This window comes from Pseudarthrobacter sp. CCNWLW207, assembly GCF_037203945.1.
Taxonomy (GTDB): Bacteria; Actinomycetota; Actinomycetes; order Actinomycetales; family Micrococcaceae; genus Arthrobacter.
This window is the reverse complement of record NZ_JBBCBS010000006.1, coordinates 22,404-43,279: the sequence shown is the minus strand read 5'-3', so window position 1 is coordinate 43,279 and position 20,876 is coordinate 22,404. Positions and strand designations below refer to the sequence as shown.

Annotated in this window: 18 protein-coding genes; 12 read left to right on the top strand and 6 right to left on the bottom strand. The window is 65.4% G+C overall.

The window, feature by feature from the left end:
• The first annotated feature begins 50 nt into the window (after positions 1-50).
• Both V9L17_RS11700 and V9L17_RS11695 read left to right on the top strand, forming a co-directional pair.
• Positions 51-1,769 (top strand): bifunctional 3'-5' exonuclease/DNA polymerase, encoded by a 1,719-nt coding sequence (locus V9L17_RS11700; RefSeq protein WP_337351550.1) that lies wholly within the window; start codon positions 51-53, stop codon positions 1,767-1,769.
• A 208-nt stretch (positions 1,770-1,977) separates the two neighbouring features.
• Positions 1,978-2,172 carry a YegP family protein gene (locus V9L17_RS11695; protein WP_337345980.1) on the top strand — a complete coding sequence of 65 codons (195 nt, stop codon included), beginning with the start codon at positions 1,978-1,980 and terminating at the stop codon, positions 2,170-2,172.
• A gap of 31 nt (positions 2,173-2,203) precedes the next feature.
• Here the strand turns inward: V9L17_RS11695 and V9L17_RS11690 are convergent, their stop codons facing one another.
• The 3 genes from V9L17_RS11690 to V9L17_RS11680 form a co-directional block, all read right to left on the bottom strand.
• The gene (locus V9L17_RS11690; protein WP_337351549.1) at positions 2,204-2,881 is read right to left on the bottom strand and encodes an NUDIX hydrolase; all 678 of its coding nucleotides are present in this window, start codon (positions 2,879-2,881) and stop codon (positions 2,204-2,206) included.
• The gene (gene nth / locus V9L17_RS11685) at positions 2,878-3,645 is read right to left on the bottom strand and encodes an endonuclease III (protein ID WP_337351769.1); all 768 of its coding nucleotides are present in this window, start codon (positions 3,643-3,645) and stop codon (positions 2,878-2,880) included. The genes V9L17_RS11690 and nth overlap by 4 nt, the downstream gene beginning before the upstream one ends.
• A gap of 107 nt (positions 3,646-3,752) precedes the next feature.
• Positions 3,753-5,138 carry a hypothetical protein gene (locus V9L17_RS11680; protein ID WP_337351548.1) on the bottom strand — a complete coding sequence of 462 codons (1,386 nt, stop codon included), beginning with the start codon at positions 5,136-5,138 and terminating at the stop codon, positions 3,753-3,755.
• A 416-nt stretch (positions 5,139-5,554) separates the two neighbouring features.
• On the opposite strand from V9L17_RS11680, the gene acs reads away from it, so the two are divergent.
• Positions 5,555-7,576: an acetate--CoA ligase gene (acs, locus tag V9L17_RS11675; RefSeq protein WP_337351768.1), complete on the top strand. Its 2,022-nt coding sequence runs from the start codon at positions 5,555-5,557 to the stop codon at positions 7,574-7,576.
• 176 nt (positions 7,577-7,752) lie between these two features.
• Entirely contained in the window at positions 7,753-8,538 is a 786-nt protein-coding gene (locus V9L17_RS11670) for a DeoR/GlpR family DNA-binding transcription regulator (protein ID WP_337351547.1), read from the top strand.
• 10 nt (positions 8,539-8,548) lie between these two features.
• Here V9L17_RS11670 and V9L17_RS11665 read toward each other — a convergent pair whose 3' ends face one another.
• Together V9L17_RS11665 and V9L17_RS11660 are read right to left on the bottom strand one after the other, a co-directional pair.
• Complete coding sequence (locus tag V9L17_RS11665; protein WP_337351546.1) at positions 8,549-9,568, bottom strand: LacI family DNA-binding transcriptional regulator; 1,020 nt, start codon at positions 9,566-9,568, stop codon at positions 8,549-8,551.
• 14 nt (positions 9,569-9,582) lie between these two features.
• Positions 9,583-10,785 carry a Gfo/Idh/MocA family protein gene (locus V9L17_RS11660; protein WP_337345975.1) on the bottom strand — a complete coding sequence of 401 codons (1,203 nt, stop codon included), beginning with the start codon at positions 10,783-10,785 and terminating at the stop codon, positions 9,583-9,585.
• 212 nt (positions 10,786-10,997) lie between these two features.
• Between V9L17_RS11660 and V9L17_RS11655 the strand changes: the two genes are divergently transcribed.
• The 6 genes from V9L17_RS11655 to V9L17_RS11630 all read left to right on the top strand — a co-directional run bounded on the left by V9L17_RS11655 (position 10,998) and on the right by V9L17_RS11630 (position 18,281).
• Positions 10,998-11,939 carry a carbohydrate ABC transporter permease gene (locus V9L17_RS11655; protein ID WP_436478137.1) on the top strand — a complete coding sequence of 314 codons (942 nt, stop codon included), beginning with the start codon at positions 10,998-11,000 and terminating at the stop codon, positions 11,937-11,939.
• Between the two features lie 9 nt (positions 11,940-11,948).
• Positions 11,949-12,875, top strand: a complete 927-nt coding sequence (locus V9L17_RS11650) for a carbohydrate ABC transporter permease (protein ID WP_337351545.1) — start codon at positions 11,949-11,951, stop codon at positions 12,873-12,875.
• Between the two features lie 51 nt (positions 12,876-12,926).
• The gene (locus V9L17_RS11645) at positions 12,927-14,270 is read left to right on the top strand and encodes an ABC transporter substrate-binding protein (RefSeq protein WP_337351544.1); all 1,344 of its coding nucleotides are present in this window, start codon (positions 12,927-12,929) and stop codon (positions 14,268-14,270) included.
• A gap of 168 nt (positions 14,271-14,438) precedes the next feature.
• Positions 14,439-16,634 carry an alpha-galactosidase gene (locus V9L17_RS11640; RefSeq protein WP_337351543.1) on the top strand — a complete coding sequence of 732 codons (2,196 nt, stop codon included), beginning with the start codon at positions 14,439-14,441 and terminating at the stop codon, positions 16,632-16,634.
• A 151-nt stretch (positions 16,635-16,785) separates the two neighbouring features.
• Positions 16,786-17,268, top strand: a complete 483-nt coding sequence (gene aroQ, locus V9L17_RS11635; protein WP_337351542.1) for a type II 3-dehydroquinate dehydratase — start codon at positions 16,786-16,788, stop codon at positions 17,266-17,268.
• 2 nt (positions 17,269-17,270) lie between these two features.
• Positions 17,271-18,281: a DUF2332 domain-containing protein gene (locus V9L17_RS11630; protein ID WP_337351541.1), complete on the top strand. Its 1,011-nt coding sequence runs from the start codon at positions 17,271-17,273 to the stop codon at positions 18,279-18,281.
• A gap of 24 nt (positions 18,282-18,305) precedes the next feature.
• Here the strand turns inward: V9L17_RS11630 and V9L17_RS11625 are convergent, their stop codons facing one another.
• The gene (locus tag V9L17_RS11625) at positions 18,306-19,490 is read right to left on the bottom strand and encodes a MarP family serine protease (protein ID WP_337351540.1); all 1,185 of its coding nucleotides are present in this window, start codon (positions 19,488-19,490) and stop codon (positions 18,306-18,308) included.
• Positions 19,491-19,764: 274 nt separating this feature from the next.
• On the opposite strand from V9L17_RS11625, the gene V9L17_RS11620 reads away from it, so the two are divergent.
• Entirely contained in the window at positions 19,765-20,442 is a 678-nt protein-coding gene (locus V9L17_RS11620; RefSeq protein WP_131135058.1) for a Crp/Fnr family transcriptional regulator, read from the top strand.
• 236 nt (positions 20,443-20,678) lie between these two features.
• Complete coding sequence (locus tag V9L17_RS11615; RefSeq protein WP_337351539.1) at positions 20,679-20,876, top strand: hypothetical protein; 198 nt, start codon at positions 20,679-20,681, stop codon at positions 20,874-20,876.

The following is a 20,876-nucleotide window of genomic DNA, read 5'->3' as shown; positions in this document are numbered from 1 at the left end:
AACAGGACACCCGGCAAAAGTGCAGCCCCGCGACAGGGCAGAATTGTCGTATGTACCTGCTGCTCGCCGCCCACCCCCAAGGCGCAGCCCTCCAGGAACTCACCCAGGCTGGAGACCCTCACCCCAACACCCCGGAACCGCGCGTGATCGGCACGGCCGAGCTCGCCGCCGTCGTACGTCACCTCGAAAGCCGGCCGAACGGCGGTCCGCCGCCACGTTGGATCTGGCACCGCACCCAGGACTGGTACCCCGCCCTGTTGGCGTCCGGCGTCGAGCTGGACCGCTGTTACGACCTCAGTCTTTGCGGCAACATCCTCGCCTGTTCCGAGTTCACGGCGCACACGGGCTACGCCCAAAACGCCGAAAAAATCACGCCGGAGGAGGACCTCCAGCCTCCCCGGGCCCTCCAGCCGCCCGCACCGCCCGCAGAGCAGGGCGCGTTGTTCGAAGACCTGGGCCACGGCGCAGCGCCCAGGCACACAGCCGAGGAACTCCGGGCCGAATACGCCGCCCAGCAGGCAGCCCTGGCGGCCGCAACCCCCGGTGAGAACCGCCCCAAACGGCTCCAGCTCCTCCTCGCCGCCGAATCCGCCGCCGCGATGATCGCCGCCGAAATGCAGCATGCCGGCGTCCCTTGGCGGGAGGACCTGCACGAGAATATCCTCACCGATTACTTGGGGCCGCGCCCGCCATCCGGCCACCGTCCGGCCAAGCTCGAAGCCCTCAACACCGAGCTGCGGGGCCTGCTCAGCGCACCCGGGCTGAATCCGGATTCGCCGCAGGAACTGATGCGCGCCCTGCACCGTAACGGCATCGAAGTCAAGAGCACACGGCAGTGGGAGCTGAAGGAATCCAGCCACCCCGCCATTGAACCGCTGCTGGCCTACAAGAAGCTCTCCCGCCTGCACACCGCTAACGGCTGGACCTGGCTGGACGCATGGGTGGACAATGGGCGGTTCCGGCCTGAGTACGTAGTGGGCGGGGTTGTCTCGGGCCGCTGGGCATCGCGCGGCGGCGGGGCGCTCCAGATTCCGCGGCAGATCCGCGGCGCGGTGCATGCCGATCCGGGCTACAAGCTCATTGTGGCGGATGCTTCCCAGCTGGAGCCCCGCGTCCTGGTCGCACTGGCGCAGGATGCCAAAATGGCCGAGGCTGCGCGGGACAAGGATCTGTACGCCGGCATCGCCGCCCAAGGATTCGGCGGTGACCGCGCAAAAGCCAAGGTGGCCCTCCTCGGCGCCATCTACGGTGCCACCACGGGCGAATCCGGGCGGCTGATGCCCCAGCTGGCGAAGACCTATCCGCGCGCCGTGGGCTTCGTGGAACAGGCGGCGCGGGACGGTGAAGCCGGCGGGACGGTCACCACCAGGCTGGGCCGCAGCAGCCCGCCACCCTCACGGCAGTGGTTCCAGAGCCAGCAATCCAGCACGGCAGAGGAACAGCGCCGCGCCGAATCGATCGCCCGCTCCCGCGGCCGGTTCACCCGGAACTTCGTGGTGCAGGGGTCGGCGGCGGACTGGGCAGCCTGCTGGCTCGCGGAATTACGACGGCGGCTGCGAGCCATGCGCGCGGAAGGCTTCGGACACGCGGAGCTGGTGTTCTTCCTGCACGACGAGGTGATGGTCCATGCGCCTGAAGCTCAGGTCAACGGGTGCATCGCGGCAATTGAAGACGCGGCCAGCGCCGCCAAGGAGCTTTTGTTCGGGTCCATCCCGGTGGAGTTCCCGGTCAGCGTGGCCGTGGTGGACTCCTACGACAACGCCAAGTAGGCCGCCCAACGGAATTCCGGCACCTTAGCGGCCTGGTGGCCGCACCTCCAGTCACAGGCCACGGAACCGTCACAGCGCGCCCCGCGGAGTAACCTACCCGGGAGTAGTTGGCCCATGCCCTGTGAGCGGCGTTACAGTCAATTAACTGACTCAAGCAGGCGGGTCAAGCACTACATGCAAAGATGCATTCCCAGGGGAGGTCCGGCACATGGCGGGCAGGTTCGAAATACATCGCGTGGGTGACGAGGCCTACAGGCTCCGTCTCACCGACGCTGACGGCAACATTGTGGCGGTTTCGCCGAATTTCAGGCACGTTGGAGCATTGCTCGAGGGCATCAAGGCCGTCCGCGAGAATGCAGCTACCGGAATCGTGGTGGATCTCCGGCAGCAGCCCCAGTCTTAGTCGATCTGACCGGCGGCAAGGGTGGCGCCGGTCAGATCATGATGTTGTGCAGGCGGGACCGGTCCCAAGGGACGGCCCAGCCCAACTGCTCAAAGAGCCCGTTGAGCACAATGCCTGTGAAGCCCCACACCACCACTCCGTTGACGGTGAAGGCCGGGCTATTGAACGTGTGCCCGCCGCGGCTGACGGTGGACATGACCCGGTTGTCCGGGTCCAGCAGGTCCCGGACCGGGATCCGGAAAACCTGTGCGGATTCCCCGTAGTCCACCACCCGCACCGGCGACGGCGAGGCCCACCAGGCCAGCACCGGCGTCACGAGGAAGTTGCTGCGTGCCAGCCCGAGTTCCTGCAGCGTGCCAAGGACTTCCACCCCTCCGGAGTCCAAGCCGGTTTCTTCCTCGGCTTCGCGCAGCGCCGCCTCCACTGGCGTTTCACCGGGATCGATGCTGCCACCTGGAAACGCGACCTGGCCGGGGTGCGACTCCAGGGTGTGTGCGCGCTCCAGCAGCAGGACGTCGAGGTCGGCCGGGGCGAGGGGCTTGCCGGACGATGCGGGGACGGTGTCCAAAACACCGAAGAGCATCAGTACGGCCGCCTTGCGCGCAATGCGTTCATCCACAGTCAGCGCTGCCCAGAGGGCATCGGGTTCGGGGGCGTTGCCTGCTTCGGTCCGCTGTACGAGGTGGATCAGGTCCTCACGTGCGCTCACGGAACCCGTTTCTGTGATTCCATCCGGATTTCCGCGGCGCGGTGCGTCTCTGCCAGCAACTGGGCGAGCAGCTGTTCGCTGCCGGGAGCAAGCTCGTATTTCAGCAGTTTGGCGGCTTTCGCGGGGTCGGTCTCGCCCAGGCCGTAGCTGGGGCACCAATTGGCCACCGGGCAGGCCCCGCAGGCCGGCTTCCGCGAATGGCAGACCCGCCGCCCGTGGAAGACCACACGGTGCGAGAGCATAGTCCAGTCCCTGGGTTCGAACAGCTCGCCGACGTCGAATTCGATCTGGACGGGATCCTCGGAGGCGGTCCAGCCAAAGCGGCGTGCCAGGCGCCCGAAGTGCGTGTCCACCGTGATGCCTGGGACACCAAAGGCATTGCCCAGCACCACGTTCGCCGTCTTGCGACCCACCCCCGGGAGGGTCACGAGGTCCTCAAGCCTGGACGGCACCACACCGTTGTATTCATCCACCAGGCGCGTGCCCAGCGCGATCAGGCTCCGGGTTTTTGCCCGGAAGAACCCGGTGGGTTTGATGATTTCTTCCATGACGGCCGGGTCTGCCTCGGCCATTGCGCGGGCGTCGGGGTACTTGGCGAACAGCACCGGGGTGATCTGGTTGACGGTGACGTCGGTGGTCTGCGCGGACAGGACAGTGGCCACAAGCAGCTCAAAGGGGCTCCGGAAATCGAGCTCCGCGTGAGCGTAGGGGTACTTCTCAGCCAGAGCCTTGTTGATGCGCCGCGCGCGGCGCTTCAGGGCCAGGAGGGACTCGTTCGAGACCTTGGGTCCGGACGCCGGCGCCGCTGGCCCCGGCGCAGCCCCCCGGGCCGCGCCGTTCCTTGAAGTACGTGAAGTGGCCACCGGGCCGGCTAACCGCGCTCGATGTTGCTCAGGTCGCGCAGCACGCCCACGCGGCCGTCGGTGTGCTGGACCAGGAACTCGTGGCCCCGATCCTCGAGTGCCAGGACCCAGCCGCCCGGCTCAATGACGAAGGCGGGGGCACCGGTCCGGGGATCAACGGCCGTCCGGTGCTGTGCGACGGCGAACCAGAAGGCCTCGTGGACGGGGTGCTCCTCGGATTCCTCGGGGCGGCTTGCCGGATCCACCGTGGCGCCGATGGGCTCTTCCTTGCGAACCTGCGGGTGGACGGCCGTGGCTGGAATGGGATCGGACGCCTGGCGGGCCGGCGTGACCGCCGGGGTATCGCTCCCGTGGGCCTCATCTGCTGCGGCAACCACTGCGGGAGGTACGACGTCGGCTGCCTGGGTTGGGGGCCCAAAGTCACCTTCTGAAGGCCATTCGGATACCTCCGGGGCCGACGAGACGGCTGCCGTATCGGCGGCGCGGGACTGCACAGGCTGTGCTTTCTGCGCGGGCGCCGGCACCTGCTGTGCTGGCTGCGGCACCTGCTGTGCTGGCTGCGCCTCCTGCAGGGACGGCTGTACAGGCGCGTATGGCGAGGTGCCCGGCGTCGTCACCGTCTGGGGTCCTGTGTGTCCAATGGAACTGGAAACAGCCGAAGAACCGGCTGCAGCAGCCGGACCGGTGGAAAATCCTGTTGCACCAGCGGCGGCACCGGGCACAGCGGCATGATCCTTGTCCGGTGAAGCGCCTGACACAGGCTTAGCTTCCTCCGGGGCAGTGGGTTCCTTCGGGGCCTTGGGCATGCGCGGTTTAGGCAGCGGAACGGCAGACTCGCGGGCCACCACGTGGGCCGGGACCTCCTGGCGTCCTTCGAAGTCGCTGGCGAAGTACGGAATGAACCGGCCCAGCACGGTGGCCGCAAACAGGATGACGGAGCCGATCAGTCCTGCCAGCAGGGCGGGGTGGTAGTCGCCGGCGACGGACAGGAAGAAGAACGCAACCGCGAAGGACGCCACCACGGACGCGAACTGGTCGACGGACAGCGATCCGATCCGGACCTTCGTGGCGGGCGCAAGCCTGCGGGCCGCAAAGAGTGCGCTGACGATCAGCGGCAGGACGATTCCCAGCCCGAGGAAGAACAGGTTACCCACGTTCCAGAGATTGAACCTGGTGAGGAAGACCGGCAGCAGGGAGGTGACAAAAAGAATGAGGGTGGCGGCGAAGACGGTGAGGTCACGGACTGTGAAGTGCCCCAGAACTGCCTGGTGCCGGGAGCCGGCCTTCCCGATGGCTGGCTCCGGCTGGCCTTTCCCCGCGCTGCTCCCGGACGATCCGTCAGGTCCGGCCGCTGTTGCACGGCCGGTTGTCTGGCCGAAGCTCTGCTGGTTCATTCTGTTCTCCTTAGCGTGGCGGCACGGGACCTTGCGGTCCCACAAACCGTGCCGTCTGAAACGGTGTTGCCGGCCGGGTCACCCGCAACGCTGTTACCCGGCCGGACGGTTCCGTCGAAAGTCACAATTCAATCTCAGCCTAGCCAACAGCCTTGGCGATCACTAGCCGAAGGGTTGGCTGCGTGGCGTCCCCGGCGAGTGGGCGAAACCATTCACCGCTTAATAAACGCCGCTCACGGGCACCTCTGTGACAGGGCACACACAGCTGCGGACTCAAGCATTAGTCTTGATTTCGGAACAGCTCTTTGCGGAATGTCCGTGACCGGCCGTTGCCCAATGCCGCGCAAAGCGGTGGGGTGCCGCCCGGGCCACGGCACATGCCGCGCAGCAAAGGTCGATGAATGATGAGGTTCACCATGTCCCAGGACACTCCCGGCTCCACCGCCACCGCTCCCGAAGCTTCCGTGCAGAGCGACCAGCAGGGCGATGCCTTCGAAAATCTGCTGCACGAGAACCGCAAGTTTGCGCCAACCCCGGAATTCGCTGCCGACGCCGTGGTCACCGCAGCCGATTACGCCGAGGCCGACGCCGACCGGCCGGCGTTTTGGGCCAAGAAGGCCCGTGAACTGCTCACCTGGTCCAAGGACTTCGATAAGGCCCTGGACTGGTCCAACCCGCCCTTCGCCAAGTGGTTCGTAGGCGGGGAGGTCAACGCCGCCTATAACGCCCTGGACCGGCACGTGGAGAACGGGCTCGGGGACCGGGTGGCCATCTACTTCGAAGGCGAACCCGGCGATACCCGCACCTACACCTACGCCCAGCTCACCGAGGAAGTAAAGAAGGCCGCGAACGCGTTCGAATCCCTCGGCGTGGCCAAGGGCGACCGCGTGGCCGTCTACCTGCCCATGATCCCCGAAGCCGTGATCACCCTGCTGGCCTGCGCCCGCATCGGTGCTGTGCATTCTGTCGTGTTCGGCGGGTTCTCCGCCGACGCACTCCGGTCCCGGATCGACGACGCCGAAGCCAAGCTGGTGGTCACCGCCGACGGCACCTACCGGCGCGGCAAGCCCAGCGCCCTCAAACCGGCGGTCGACGACGCCCTGTCCCGTCCTGGTGACGGCAACGGCCACAGCGTGCAGAACGTGGTAGTGGTCAAGCGCAACGGCCAGGACGTGGACTGGCACGAGGGCCGCGACCACTGGTGGGACGACACCGTCGGTGTGGCATCCGCCCAGCACACCGCCGTCGGGCATGACTCCGAGCACCCTTTGTTCATCCTGTACACCTCCGGCACTACCGGAAAGCCCAAGGGCATCCTCCACACCACCGGCGGCTACCTTACCCAGGGCGCGTACACCCACAAGGCAGTCTTCGACCTGCACCCCGACACGGACGTCTACTGGTGCACGGCCGACGTCGGCTGGGTCACCGGGCACTCGTACGTCGCCTACGCCCCGCTCATCAATGGCGCCACCCAGGTCATGTACGAAGGCACCCCGGACTCCCCGCACCAGGGCCGGTGGTGGGAGATCGTGGAGAAGTACAAGGTGTCCATCCTCTACACCGCGCCCACCGCGATCCGCACGTTCATGAAGTGGGGCCGGGATATCCCGGACGAGTACGACCTCTCCTCCCTCCGGGTCCTCGGGTCGGTGGGTGAATCCATCAACCCCGAGGCCTGGATGTGGTACCGCGACGTCATCGGCTCCAACAAGGCACCGATCGTGGATACCTGGTGGCAGACCGAAACCGGCGCCCAGATGATCGCCCCGCTGCCCGGCGTCACTGCCACCAAGCCCGGCTCGGCACAGGTGCCGCTGCCCGGCATCGCCGTGGACGTCGTGGACGAACTCGGCCAGTCCGTCCCGAACGGGCACGGCGGGTTCCTGGTCATCCGTGAGCCCTGGCCCGCCATGCTCCGCGGCATCTGGGGCGACCCCGAACGGTTCAAGGACACTTACTGGTCCCGCTTCGAGACCATGTACTTCGCAGGCGACGGCGCCAAGAAGGATGAGGACGGCGACATCTGGCTACTGGGCCGCGTGGACGACGTCATGAACGTCTCCGGGCACCGGCTCTCCACCACCGAAATCGAATCCGCCCTCGTCTCGCATCCGTCCGTGGCCGAAGCCGCCGTGGTGGGCGCTGCGGACGAGACAACCGGCCAGGCCGTCGTCGCGTTCGTCATCCTCCGCGGCGACGTGGTGGACTCCGGAGATGACATCGTCCAGGAACTCCGCAACCACGTGGGCAAGGAAATCGGCCCCATCGCCAAACCCAAAACCATCCTCGTGGTACCCGAACTGCCCAAGACCCGCTCCGGGAAAATCATGCGCCGCCTCCTCAAGGACGTCGCAGAAGGGCGCGAAGTAGGTGACGCCACCACCCTGTCGGACCCGACCATCATGAAGCAGATCGCGGCATCCCTGCGGAAGTAATGCGTGGCAGGGCGAGGAGCGGCAGTCATCCTCTGCGCGCTGCTCGTTCCTCGCTCTGACGCGCGCTGCCGGATAACTCCCGCTCCTCGTCGACGGCGCTTCCCACCACTGTGGGCGGCGCCGTCGCCGTATGCTTGGTGCAGCCCCTGTCCGCTGGCTTTAAGGATGGTTTTTAGATGCTTCCCGCTGCTCGACATCAGGCGATTGTGGACGCCGTCCAGCGTGAGCGGGTTGTTCGCGTGTCCGACTTGGCGCAGCAGTTGGGCGTTTCGCTGATGACCGTGCGCCGGGACATTGAAGTGCTGGAGGAGGGCGGCCGGCTGGAGCGGATCCACGGCGGCGCCAAGATCCCCGGTGATGTCAGCACCCACGAACCCGGCTTCGAGCTCAAATCCACCCAGCTGACGGCCGAGAAAAAGGCCATCGCCCTGGAGGCAGCCAGCCTGGTGCACGAAGGCATGGCAGTGGGCCTCAGCGCCGGGACCACCACGTGGGCGCTTGCCAAGGAACTGGTCAACGGTCCGCGCATCACCGTGGTCACAAACTCCGTGCGCATCGCGGACCTGTTCCATCACGGCGCATCCGCCGGCTCTGCCCGTTACGGCTCCACGGTGATCCTCATCGGCGGCGAACGCACGCCGTCGGACGCCCTTGTTGGGCCCATCGCGACGGCGGCCCTGAAGCAGCTGCACCTGGATGTGCTGTTCCTGGGTGTGCACGGCATGGACGCGGACGCCGGCTTCACCACCCCCAACCTGCTGGAAGCCGAGACGGACCGAGCCTTCGTGGCCGCGGCGCGCAACGTCGTCGTGCTGGCTGACCACACCAAGTGGGGAATGCTGGGGATCAGCACCATAGCGGCCCTGGACGAGGCCGATGAGGTCATCAGCGATGCTGGCCTCAGCCCCGAAGCTCGTCGGATCCTGGGCGAGCGGACCGGCAGGCTTCGGATCGCGGGTTAGCCGAACTTCCCTAGGGACAGCCGCAGGACTGGCGGACGTGCAATTTAGTAGCGAAGATGCGGTGCCGGGGCTTCTCGCCGCGTCGGGCGGCCACGAGGGCGGCCACGGCGGCCTCTGCCATATCGGCCACGGGCTGCTCGACCGTAGTTAGCGGTGGCCATGAGTATTCGGCCTCAATGGAACCGTCGAACGAGGCGACTGCGATATCGCCCGGCACCGAGAGGCCAGCCTCATGGATCGCCCGCAACAGACCGATCCCCTGCATGTCAGAGGTGGCAAAGATGGCTGTTGGCCGGTTGATCGACGCCAAAAGGCGTTGCCCGGCAACATAACCGCCGGGCCGAGTGAATGAGCTGTACACGATGGGCCCCTCCGGCAGGCCCGCTTCCTGCAAGGCCTCCCGCCAACCGACCTCACGGCCATCTGTGCTGTCGGAAACGTTGGTACCCATTGCCAGGCCGATGTTGGTGTGGCCGTGGCTGATCAGATGCTGGACTGCGATCCGGGCGCCGGCTGCGAGATCAACACCGATGCTGTTGAAACCGGGGGCATCCCGTTCCTGGTTCAGCAGTACGGAGGGGATGTCTGCCGTTTCCAGGACCTCCAGATCGGGCTCAAAGAGGACGCTGGCCAACAGCACCCCATCCACCTGCCGGGCAGCCAAGTTGCGGATATTTCGCCGCTCCTTGGCGAGGTTCCCGTCTGAGTTGCTCAGCACCAGGGCATAGCCCAAGTCGGCCGCTGCATCCTCCACCGCGTGGGAGAACAGAGCGAAGAAAGGATTTGAAATGTCCGGGACCACAAGCCCCAGGGTCTCACTGGAGCCCAGCTTGAGGGCGCGGGCCGCCGCGTTGGGGCGGTAGCCCAGGACGCGGATGGCGTCCTTGACCTTCGCTTCGGTGACGGGGGCCACCTTCTTTGGCCCGCCGTTCACCACATAGCTGACGACGGCGGTGCTGACGCCGGCGTACCGGGCAACGTCCTTGCGCGTCACCGGGCCGCGCGGGGCCTGCACTGCTGGAATCGTCATGATGTCAATGCTAGCTATCGAATTTCCGGGGCATCGCCAAAGTCACGGATGGGCAGCCGTTCCCCACCGCGGAGGGCTGACTCGTGGGCCACAATGCCGGGAAGGGTGAACCGCGCGGCAACCCAGGCATTGACAGGTGGCAGCGTCCCGGTGTTGACGGCCGTCACGAAGTCGTCCACCAGGAAGTGGTGGCTGCCCTCGTGGCCGTTTGGTGCGCCGCGGAACTCCTCAGGGAGCCGTTCGGCGTCGTGGACTGGCGAGAGCCCGGAGACAAACGCGTCCCTCAGTTCCGGGGCAACGTTCGCCAGGGACGGGTCGTCCAGGGACATGCTGGGACGGGTTTCGAACTGCTCGGAAATATCGTGGACGTTTTCCTTGTCCTGCCACACTGTGACTTTGGCGAGTTGCTCGAAGCTGGCCTCCGTACCGAAGAACCGGAACCGGGACTCCCTGATGTGCGAGGGATAGCCCACCCGGCGCATCTCGTTGGTGCGCATCACGCCGCCGTCGTTGAGTTCAAAGAGGGCCGTGGCGTTGGAGAAGTCATTTCCGAACATGCTGACTTCTTTGTCAAAGACGCCGTCATTGCGGTCATCCTTCACTCCTACGCAGCTGACGCTGACCGCATGGGCGGGGACGGCGCCGAGTACTCCGCCGACTGCGTGCGTGGGGTACAGCATGGGTGGGTAGCTGGCGGTTTCCTTCCAACGCTCGCCGCCGCTGTACTGGTAGGCGTCGTAGAACCCTAGATCCATGTCGTGGACGTAGTCCCCTTCGGCGTAGAAGATCCGCCCGAAGCGGCCGGCGGCAAGCTGCTTGCGTGCGTAGACGGTGGCGGGGTTGTAGTAACTGGTCTCCCCCATCATGTAAACCAGGCCGGTTTCACGGACGGCGTCGATGATCCGGGCGATTTCGTCCTCGGAAATGGCCATGGGGACGGCCGAGTAGACGTGCTTGCCGGCACGAAGCGCCTGCTCCACCAGGGGACCGTGCGTCCAGCGTTGGGTGAAGATTGCCACGGCATCGACGTCGGAGGCGAGAAGTTCCTCGAAGCTCGCCTTTGCCCCCACCAGGTGGTAGCGCTCCACTGCCTCAGCGGCACGCTCCGGAAGCTCATCCACCACATACACCGAGCTCACGCCGGGGTGGAGATTGAAGAGGTGCGCGAACTGGCCGCCGAACTGGCCGGCTCCTACTACGCCGATTGAAAACGCCATTGTCCCTCTTTCCACGGGTGCTTGCAGGAGCGCCGGGCAAGCGCTGTCCATCAGGAATCCCAGTCTTACACTGGGATCTACTCGAGTCAATGGGCTAGCGACTGGATTAATCCCTGTCAAATAAGCCAAGAAATACTTCTTGCCACATTCAATCTACTCGTGTAGATTTCTCACCAGTTGTTATCCACATCACAGTCAGGAAAGGGTCGACGATGACCACCCTTGCCAAGCACACGAGATCCGCCCCGCCCAAGCCCGGAGCCCCCATGCCGCGCGGCGGCTACCGCCAGCTGGGCGACCTCAAGATCGCCCTCCTCTTCATCGCCCCGGCCATGATCGGGTTCGTCTTCTTCTACGTTGTCCCGACCATCCGCGGTGTGTACCTGAGCTTCACGGAGTACAACATCCTGGGTGACCCGGAATGGGTGGGGATGGACAATTACACGGCCATCGCCAAAGACCCGCTGTTCTGGAATTCCCTGGCGGTCACGGGCCAATACGTCTTCCTCAACATCGTCCTCCAGACCGCCCTGGCCCTGGGCCTGGCCCTCCTGATGCACCAGGTGGCAAAGTCCACGCTCATCCGCGGCGCACTGCTGTTGCCTTACCTGATGTCAAACGTCATCGCGGCGCTGCTGTGGTTCTGGATGCTCGACTACCAGATCGGTGTGGTCAACCAGTTCATCGAATGGTCCGGCCTCCCCAGGGTCGCCTTCTTCGGAAGCGAGGAGTGGGCCATCCCCACCCAGGCTCTGATCAACACGTGGCGCCACATGGGCTACACAGCCCTGCTGATCTTCGCCGGGCTCCAGGCCATCCCTGGCCACGTCTACGAAGTGGCCAAACTCGACGGCGCGTCACCGTTCCAGACCTTCAGCAAAATCACCATTCCGTTGCTGCGGCCGGTGCTGGTCCTGGTCCTGGTTGTCACGGTGATCGGCTCGTTCCAGGTATTTGACACCGTTGCCGTGACCACCGCCGGCGGGCCGGTCAACGCAACCCGCGTCATCCAGTACTACATCTACCAGCGTGCCTTCACCGAGTCGGACTTCGGCTACGGATCTGCAATTGCCGTCATTCTCTTCCTCATCCTCGCCCTCGTGGCCTTCATCCAAATGAAGTTCCTCAAGGGCAACGAGTCGGACCTGGACTAGGAGCCCCGCATGACCACCACCACCAGCCGCGCACCGCTGCCGGCCTCAACCCGCCGCCGTCGTCCGTTCAACCCCCGCCGGGCAGGTGCCTGGGCCCTCCTGGTCCTGGCCATCGCGGTCTCCGTCCTGCCCTTCCTCTGGGTGCTGCGCACGGCATTGTCCACCAACTCGGCACTGGCTTCCAACTCGGCCAGCCTGCTTCCCGCGGAATTCACTTTCGGCGCCTTTATGCGGGTATTCGGGCTGCAAAGCCCAGCCGACGCCGTCGCGGAAGGCGGTTCCGGTGCCGCCATCGATTTCTGGCTCTACCTGCGGAACTCCATCATCTTCTCCTCCATCACCACCGCCGGAGCCGTGTTCTTCAGTTCGATGGCTGCGTACGCCTTTGCCCGGCTGCGCTGGAAGGGACGGAACCTGGTGTTCAGCCTGTTCCTCGGCACCATGCTGGTCCCGCCGATCTTCACGGCCCTGCCGAACTTCCTGCTCATCAAGAACCTGGACCTGCTCAACACCATGCTCGGCATGGTCCTGCCGTACGTCTTTATGACACCGTTCGCCATCTTCTTCCTGCGCCAGTTCTTCCTGAACATGTCCCGGGAAGTCGAAGAGGCGGCAATGCTCGACGGCGCCAAGCACCTGCGCATCTTCTTCCAGATCGTTCTCCCCAACGCCGCTGCCCCCATCGCCACCCTCGCACTGCTCACCTTCATCGGCCAGTGGAACGAATACTTCTGGCCTTTGCTGGTCGGTTCCCAGGATGACGTGCGGGTCCTGCAGGTGGGCCTCGGTGTCTTCAAATCACAGTCCCCGCAGGGAGCCCCGGACTGGTCCGGCCTGATGGCCGCCACCCTCATTTCGGCCCTGCCCGTCCTGATCCTCTTCGCCGCCTTCGGCAAGAAGATCGTCAACTCCATCGGCTTCTCCGGCATCAAGTAAATTTCCCCACCCCAAACAGCCCATCGCATCCCCCGAACGGAAAGTAGAACCATGAAGAAAACCCTCGGCGCCGTTGCCGTCGCCGCAACCGTGGCACTGTCCCTGTCCGCCTGTGGCGGCGGCTCATCGTCCTCGGCAGAGTCTGCCAAGGGCGAGATCAGCTACTGGCTGTGGGACGCCAACCAGCTGCCCGCTTACCAGCAGTGCGCAGACGACTTCACCAAAGCCAACCCGGACATCAAGGTCAAGATCACCCAGCGCGGATGGGACGACTACTGGAGCACCCTGACCAACGGCTTTGTCGGCGGCACAGCCCCGGACGTCTTCACCAACCACCTCGGACGCTACGGTGAGCTCGCCGCAAACAAGCAGCTGCTGCCCATCGACGACGCTGTCGAGAAAGACAACGTAGACCTCACCGCCTACAACGAGGGCCTCGCGGACCTCTGGGTCGGCCAGGACGGCAAGCGCTACGGCCTGCCGAAGGACTGGGACACCATCGGCCTGTTCTACAACAAGGCCATGCTCGCCAGCGCCGGCATCACCGAAGACCAGATGAAAGACCTCACCTGGAACCCCGAAGATGGCGGAAGCTACGAAAAGGTCATCGCCCACCTGACCGTTGACAAGAACGGCAAGCGCGGCGACGAGGCCGGCTTCGACAAGAACAATGTCGCCGTCTACGGCCTGGGCCTCAATGGCGGAGGAGATTCCTCCGGCCAGACGGAGTGGAGCTACCTCACCAACACCACGGGCTGGTCCCACACGGACAAGAACCCGTGGGGCACGCACTACAACTACGACGACCCCAAGTTCCAGGAAAGCATGGGCTGGTTCGCCGGACTGGCCCAGAAGGGCTACATGCCCAAGCTGGAGACCACGGTCGGCGCCGCGATGGCAGACACCTTCGCAGCCGGCAAGTCTGCCATCAACGCCCACGGGTCGTGGATGACCGGCCAGTACATCAGTTACAAGGGCATCGAGGTGGGCATCGCCCCGACTCCCGTTGGTCCGGAAGGCGAGCGCGCCTCCATGTTCAACGGCCTGGCTGACTCGATCTGGGCAGGCACCAAGAAGAAGGACGCCTCCATCAAGTGGGTGGAGTACCTCGCTTCCGCTGACTGCCAGGACGTTGTGGCCTCGAAGGCCGTGGTCTTCCCGGCGCTGAAGACCTCCTCCGACAAGGCCGCCGAAGCCTTCAAAGCCAAGGGTGTGGACGTGACGGCCTTCACCGAGCACGTCAAGAACAAGACCACTTTCCTGTACCCGATCACTGATAACACAGCCAAGGTCAAGGGCATCATGGAGCCCGCCATGGACGCCGTGGTGTCCGGCAAGGCGCCCGCCAGCTCCCTGACCCAGGCCAACGAACAGGTCAACGCGCTCTTCAAGTAGGCCTGGTCCACCAAAAAACGTGCCTGCGGATGTGGCCGCAGTCATCGGCTCCGGATGCCGCCGTTCCCTCATCGCGGCGGCGGCATCCGGACTCCACACACCCAACACAGCACCACCACCGTCCTGCGTCAGTGAACGCACACCATGATTACCGAAAGAGATATATCTATGGATTCGCTCCACCTCCGTACCGCCGGCACCAGCCTGGTGATCAGCTTCGACAGCGGGGAGGCCGAGATTATCCATTGGGGCGCCGATTTGGGTGACGCCCCACTTCCGGACCTCGCCATCCTCGGCGAACCGATCCCGCACTCCGCCATCGACGCCACCGTACCCGCCGGCCTCCTGCCGCAGGCGTCCTCCAGCTGGCGTGGCCGTCCCGCCCTCCGCGGTCACCGCGTCGCCGACGGCGTCTCCGGCCTCGACTTCTCAGCCCGCCTCCGCGTCGTCACAACGACCGCCGAGGGTAACTCCGCTGCCATCGTCCAGTCCGATCCCGAGGCCGGCCTCAGCGTCCTGTCCTCGGTGACATTGCACGACGGCGGCCTGCTGGAGCTGCGTCACACCGTCACCAACGACGGCACCACGCCCTATCAGCTCGACGAACTGGCAACTGTCCTCCCGGTGGCCCCGGACGCCGTCGAACTCCTTGACCTGACCGGGCGCTGGTGCCGGGAACGCCACCCGCAGCGCCGCCCCATCCAGCAAGGCACCTGGGTCCGCGCCGGCCGGCATGGCCGCACCGGACACGACTCCTCGCTGCTCTTCGCCGCCGGCACCGCTGGATTCGGCAACCGCCACGGGAAGGTCTGGGCCACGCACCTTGCCTGGAGCGGCAACCACGAGCAGTTCGCAGACAGCATCGGCGACGGCCGCACCATGATCGGCGGCTCGGAGCTCCTCGGCCCTGCCGAAGTGATCCTCGAGCCAGGTGCCAGCTACACCACTCCCGCACTGTTCGCCGCCTACTCCGACCGCGGCCTGGACGGCATCAGCGAAGCGTTCTACAGCTGGTTCCGCTCCCGCCCCCACCACGTGCTCCCCGCCGCGGGCGGCGGCAAGCCCCGCCCCGTGGTGCTCAACACCTGGGAAGCTGTCTACTTCGACCACAACCTGCCCACCCTGATCGAGCTCGCCGATTCCGCCGCCGAGCTCGGGGTGGAACGATTTGTCCTCGACGACGGCTGGTTCCGCGGGCGACGCCACGACAACGCCGGGCTTGGCGACTGGTACGTGGACGAGGCGCTGTGGCCGGACGGGTTCGCGCCGCTGATCGACGCCGTGACATCCCGCGGAATGGAATTTGGGCTCTGGGTTGAGCCGGAGATGATCAACCTCGACTCCGACATAGCCCGCGCCCACCCCGAATGGATCGTCGGCCCGGCCGCCATATCGCACAAGGACGGCGGCCGCCTGCCGATCGAGTGGCGGAACCAGCATGTGATCGACCTCGTGAACCCCGAAGCGTGGCAGTACATCTTCGACCGCGTGGACGCGCTCCTGCGCGAGAACAACATCAGCTACCTCAAATGGGACCAGAACCGGGACCTGCTGGAGCACGGCCACGCCGGACGCTCCTCCGTCCACGAGCAAACCCTGGCCGCCTACCGGCTCTTTGACGAACTCAAGAAGGCCCATCCCGGGGTCGAGATTGAAAGCTGTTCCTCCGGCGGCGCCCGCGTTGACCTGGGGATCCTGGAACGCACGGACCGGATCTGGGCCTCGGACTGCAACGATGCCCTGGAACGGCAGACCATCCAACGCTGGACCGGGCTGGTGGTCCCGCCCGAACTGGTGGGTGGCCACGTCGGCCCCACCACCTCGCACACCACAGCCCGCACCCACGACCTGTCCTTCCGTGCCATCACGGCCTTGTTTGGCCACTTCGGCATGGAGTGGGACGTCCGGGAGGTGCAGGGTGCGCAGCGCGACGAGCTCAAGCGCTTCATTGGGCTGTACAAAGAACATCGCGATCTCATCCACTCCGGGCGCATGGTGCGCGCGGACGTTGCCGACGGCTCCCTGCTCCTGCACGGCGTAGTGGCCTCCGGAACCGATTCGGCCCGACCTGCACAGGGCACAACGGCGGCTCTGTTCGCCCTGGTCAGCACGCGCACCGCGTTCGCTGAGCAGACCGGCCGCATCACCATCCCCGGGCTCGAACCTGAAAGCACCTACCGGGTGGAGGCCATCTTCCCGACACCTGGAGACGCTGACTACGCCCACACCTACACGCAAGTAAGGCCGCCGTCATGGCTGGCCGACGGAGCAGTCGCCGGCGGCCGCTTCCTGGCCGAAGTGGGCCTGCCGATGCCCATCCTGAACCCGGAACATGCCCTCGTGCTGAGGTTCACCGCACTATAGTGTCGGATTCTGCTCCATCATTTGCTGGCCCAGTCCCACGCCTCCTGGAATGGCGGCACGGTGGAACCACACCGGACGAATGATGGTGCAGAATCCGGCGCTCAGGCTGGCGCCAACGGGTCGCCAGCCGTCATCACCTAAAGTTGGCAGCATGAACGAATCCGATCAGAGCCTCCCAGGCGGCAGTACCAAGACCGCCGGGCGTGGCACCATCCTCGTGATCAACGGCCCCAACCTCAACCTGTTGGGAACCCGAGAGCCGGAAAAGTACGGCACTTCCACCCTCGCCGACGTCGAGCAGCTGGCCGGTGCCACCGCTGAGGCCCATGGATTCACGGTGGAATGCGTCCAGTCCAACCATGAGGGCGTGCTCCTTGACGCCATCCACGCAGCCCGCGGCACCGCCGTCGGCATTGTGCTGAACGCCGGTGCCTTCACCCACACGTCCGTGGCCTTGCGTGACGCCCTCGCAGCGGTTCAGCTTCCTGCCGTCGAGGTCCACATCACCAACGTGCACCAGCGCGAGGAGTTCCGGCACCATTCCTTCCTATCCCCCGTCTGCGCTGCTGTCATCGTGGGCGCCGGAGTGTTCGGTTACAAGCTCGCCATCGACTACCTGGCCGAAGTGCTGTAGCCATGACCGCCGCGTGGTACCGGCATTTTGGCAGCGTGGAAGCGCCCGGTTCCTCTCCCTGCTACGCCGAATGGACTCTGGGGATCGCCGACGACCCGGAGATCATCGCCCGCATTGACCGGTGGCCGCATGACAAACGCCAGCCCAACCTGCTCCTTGCCGCCGCCCGGTACCTCGGAGCTGTGCCGGGCCCCTTTGAACAGTTCCGCGACTTCCTCAACGCCCGCTGGGACGATGTCAGCAGGATTGTGCTCTCCCGGTCCACGCAGACCAACGAGGCAGGCCGCTGCGCCACGCTGCTGCCGTCGCTGGCGGCCATCTCGGAGGCTGAGGGTAAGCCGTTGGCTTTGCTGGAGGTGGGCGCCTCAGCGGGCCTGGTGCTGTACCCGGACCGGTACGGCTACGAGTACGACGACGGCACCACAGTCACGCGGTTATCTCCCGGCCCGGACGTTGGAGCCCCGGCCGGGGTCCCCATCCTGAACTGCGCCACCACCGGCCCGGTACCTTTGCCGGCCTCGCTCCCGTCCGTGGTGTGGCGGGCCGGCATCGACCTGAATCCCTTGGACGTGGGGGATCCTGGGGACGTCGCGTGGCTAGAGGCACTGGTGTGGCCGGAGCAGGAGTTTCGGCGCGCACGGCTCCAGCAGGCCGTCGCCATCGCCCGGCAGGATCCGCCACACCTCGTTGCCGGCGACCTGAACGAGCGGTTGCTGGAACTCGCCACACAGGCGCCGGACGATGCAGCACTGGTGGTCTTCCACAGCGCGGTGATGGGTTATCTGACCGCCGCCGGCCGGACCGAATTCCGGCGGACCATGCAGCATCTCGCCGCCAGCCGGGGCGTCCATTGGCTCAGCAACGAGGGGCACATGGTCATTTACCAGGAGGACGGTTCAAACGTGGTCCCCGAGATTGACGCGCAGCGGATCCTTGGCAGGTTCCTGCTGACTCATAACGGCAGCCCGGTGGCCATCACCGGCCCGCACGGCCAAAGCCTGGAGTGGCTCTGACCCTTGCAGCTACTGGATGCACTGTTACTTCTGGATGCACTGCCCGGAGGATACCGGCGCACTGAGGCCGGGAGCCTGGGACGCCACCGGGTTGAGGTCATCCATAGTGATGGCGAAACCCAGTTCTGTGTCTGATGTCGCCTTGGCAAAGATCACACCGGCCACCAAGCCCTCCGTGGTCAGCAGCGGCCCGCCCGAGTTGCCGGGCTGGATGTCCCCAGCGAGCCGGTAGATCTCCTCGGGTGCTGGGCTGTTTCCATAAATGTCCGGCACCAGCACCGTGGTGATGTCCTGCACGGTGGCCGGTTTGGACAGGAATGGACCGCCGTGCGGATAGCCGGCGAAGGCCGCCGGGCTGCCGTTGGGAAGGTCCGGGCTCAGGGCCAGCGGCTCGGCGGGAAGTCCATCAACTGCCAGGACAGCGAGGTCGTGCCTGGTATCGAAATAGACCACCCGTCCAGGCATGGCACTGCCGCCAGGGACCTCCACAACGGGTTGCGACACGCCCGCCACGACGTGGGCATTGGTCACAACCCTTCCGGGTGAGACGACAAATCCGGTTCCGGTCTGGTTCTGGCCGCATTCGAAGGCGGTCCCGGCGATTTTAAGGACTGATTCTGCGGCGCGGTTCAGGGCGGGCGTGTCCGTGCTGGCGTCGGGCACTACCACCGGCTGGCCCTGATCGAGGCCCTCCAGGAGGGTGGGGATGCCGTTGCCGATCACCGTTGAACGCAGTTGCGCCATAGTGGCTTTGACCGGGGTGGGCGTCATGCCGTCGATGAACCGGATGACTTTCGATTCAGCCAACTGCTGGGACACCAAGGGGACGCCGAGGGAGCTGACGCTAAAGGCGAGCATGGACATGATCAGCGCTGAGACCGCAACGTTCACGGCCCCGCCGATCAGCCGGTCGACGGCACGAAGCGGCCTGATCCGCACGGTGCCGCGGATTTTCCGGCCGATCATGGTGCCTGCTCCGTGCCCCACGGCGATCAGGACGACGGCGGCGGCTACGATGGCGGTCAGCCTCCACCCGGAATCATCAACGAAGCCGCTGACCAGGGGTACGGCGAAAAAGGCGGCCACGGCGCCAGCGGCGAACCCGGCGATTCCGCCCAATGTCACCAGGAACCCGTTGCGCAGGCCGTAGCCCAGATACGACAGCAGGGCCAGGATCAGTACCAGGTCCAGAACAGTCAGGCCAAACACTAAGGCTCCTTATAAACAGTTGAACCCCAATTCTAGTGGCGTCGGCTGACATTATTCTGTGCGTCCCCACCGGCTCGGATTCTGCTTCCGCATTATCCGCAGATCCTCCGGATAAGCTCCGGAGGAATGCGGCTTCAGTTGCCTTGCACGGCTCAAATCGGCTTCCGGCCCAGCGCTTCAGGGCGTTTCGGCTGCCAAGTACGTCACAGAACGTTGAAAATTCTGAAACAATGGCACAAGCGCCACAGCCGACACTTTTTATTCAGGAGATTTTATGGACATCGAGGTACTGCGCCGAGCACCCCTTTTCGCCACGCTCGACGACGAAGCATTCCGTCTGCTGACGGACGAGCTGACCGAGGTGGACCTTTCCCGCGGAGCCTCGGTTTTCCGCGAAGGCGACCAGGGTGACCAGCTCTACTTCATCGTCTCCGGCAAGGTGAAGCTGGGCCGCACGTCTCCGGATGGCAGGGAATCCCTCTTGGCCATCCTTGGCCCGGGCGAACTCTTCGGCGAAATGGCCCTCTTTGATCCGAGCCCGCGTACCGCGACAGCCACGGCCGTCTCCGAAACCCGCCTGGCCGGACTGAAGAACGAGAGTCTGAACACACTGCTCCGCACCCGCCCCGAGGTTTCGGCCCAGCTGCTGCAGGCACTGGCCCGCCGCCTGCGCCGCACCAACGACTCCCTCTCGGACCTGGTCTTCTCCGACGTTCCCGGCCGCGTCGCCAAGGCCCTTCTGGACCTGGCCGACCGCTTTGGCCGCCCGGCCACGGACGGCGTCCTGGTGGCGCACGAACTCACCCAGGAAGAACTGGCCCAACTGGTGGGCGCATCCCGCGAAACAGTTAACAAGGCCCTGGCCGAATTCGTCCAGCGCGGCTGGCTCCGCTTGGAGGCCCGCGCCGTAGTGATCCTGGACATGCAGCGCCTCCGCCAGCGCTCCCGCTAACCCCGCAAAGTCCCAAGAAGCGTCCGGCCCGAGGCCGGCATCCTCCCCACCGTCCCCCCATCCTCGCAAGCTCGGCCGCGGGGATCCCTGACGGCGTGGGCCCACGCGTGCTGCTCCTTCGTCGCTCTGAAGCACGCTTCCGGATGCCGGACCTCGGGCCTTTTTGCGCCGTCAAACCCACTCTCACAGCCAGCGCCGCGCCCAAGCCACGGCGGTAAAACTAAGTGGCGAGGTGCATGGCGATGTCTGTGGCTACGGCTGTTGTGTTGATCCTGCTGGGCTGGGCTTGTGTGGCGGCCATGATCGGTACGGTCGCCCTGGTGATCCGTGACGGCCGTGGCCAGATACCGCTGGAGCCCTCGGACGAGTCCTGGACGGCGGGTAATCTCCCCAGCCGCCCGTACGCCACCATCCGGTTGCACGGCCGGCGCTAA

Bases quoted from the DNA above. Each gene is read 5' to 3' on its own strand.
- V9L17_RS11700 (WP_337351550.1), top strand. From the start codon at position 51: ATGTACCTGCTGCTCGCCGCCCACCCCCAAGGCGCAGCCCTCCAGGAA.
- V9L17_RS11695 (WP_337345980.1), top strand. From the start codon at position 1,978: ATGGCGGGCAGGTTCGAAATACATCGCGTGGGTGACGAGGCCTACAGG.
- V9L17_RS11680 (WP_337351548.1), bottom strand. From the start codon at position 5,138: ATGAACCAGCAGAGCTTCGGCCAGACAACCGGCCGTGCAACAGCGGCC.
- acs (WP_337351768.1), top strand. From the start codon at position 5,555: ATGTCCCAGGACACTCCCGGCTCCACCGCCACCGCTCCCGAAGCTTCC.
- V9L17_RS11670 (WP_337351547.1), top strand. From the start codon at position 7,753: ATGCTTCCCGCTGCTCGACATCAGGCGATTGTGGACGCCGTCCAGCGT.
- V9L17_RS11665 (WP_337351546.1), bottom strand. From the start codon at position 9,568: ATGACGATTCCAGCAGTGCAGGCCCCGCGCGGCCCGGTGACGCGCAAG.
- V9L17_RS11660 (WP_337345975.1), bottom strand. From the start codon at position 10,785: ATGGCGTTTTCAATCGGCGTAGTAGGAGCCGGCCAGTTCGGCGGCCAG.
- V9L17_RS11655 (WP_436478137.1), top strand. From the start codon at position 10,998: ATGACCACCCTTGCCAAGCACACGAGATCCGCCCCGCCCAAGCCCGGA.
- V9L17_RS11650 (WP_337351545.1), top strand. From the start codon at position 11,949: ATGACCACCACCACCAGCCGCGCACCGCTGCCGGCCTCAACCCGCCGC.
- V9L17_RS11645 (WP_337351544.1), top strand. From the start codon at position 12,927: ATGAAGAAAACCCTCGGCGCCGTTGCCGTCGCCGCAACCGTGGCACTG.
- V9L17_RS11640 (WP_337351543.1), top strand. From the start codon at position 14,439: ATGGATTCGCTCCACCTCCGTACCGCCGGCACCAGCCTGGTGATCAGC.
- aroQ (WP_337351542.1), top strand. From the start codon at position 16,786: ATGAACGAATCCGATCAGAGCCTCCCAGGCGGCAGTACCAAGACCGCC.
- V9L17_RS11630 (WP_337351541.1), top strand. From the start codon at position 17,271: ATGACCGCCGCGTGGTACCGGCATTTTGGCAGCGTGGAAGCGCCCGGT.
- V9L17_RS11620 (WP_131135058.1), top strand. From the start codon at position 19,765: ATGGACATCGAGGTACTGCGCCGAGCACCCCTTTTCGCCACGCTCGAC.
- V9L17_RS11615 (WP_337351539.1), top strand. From the start codon at position 20,679: ATGGCGATGTCTGTGGCTACGGCTGTTGTGTTGATCCTGCTGGGCTGG.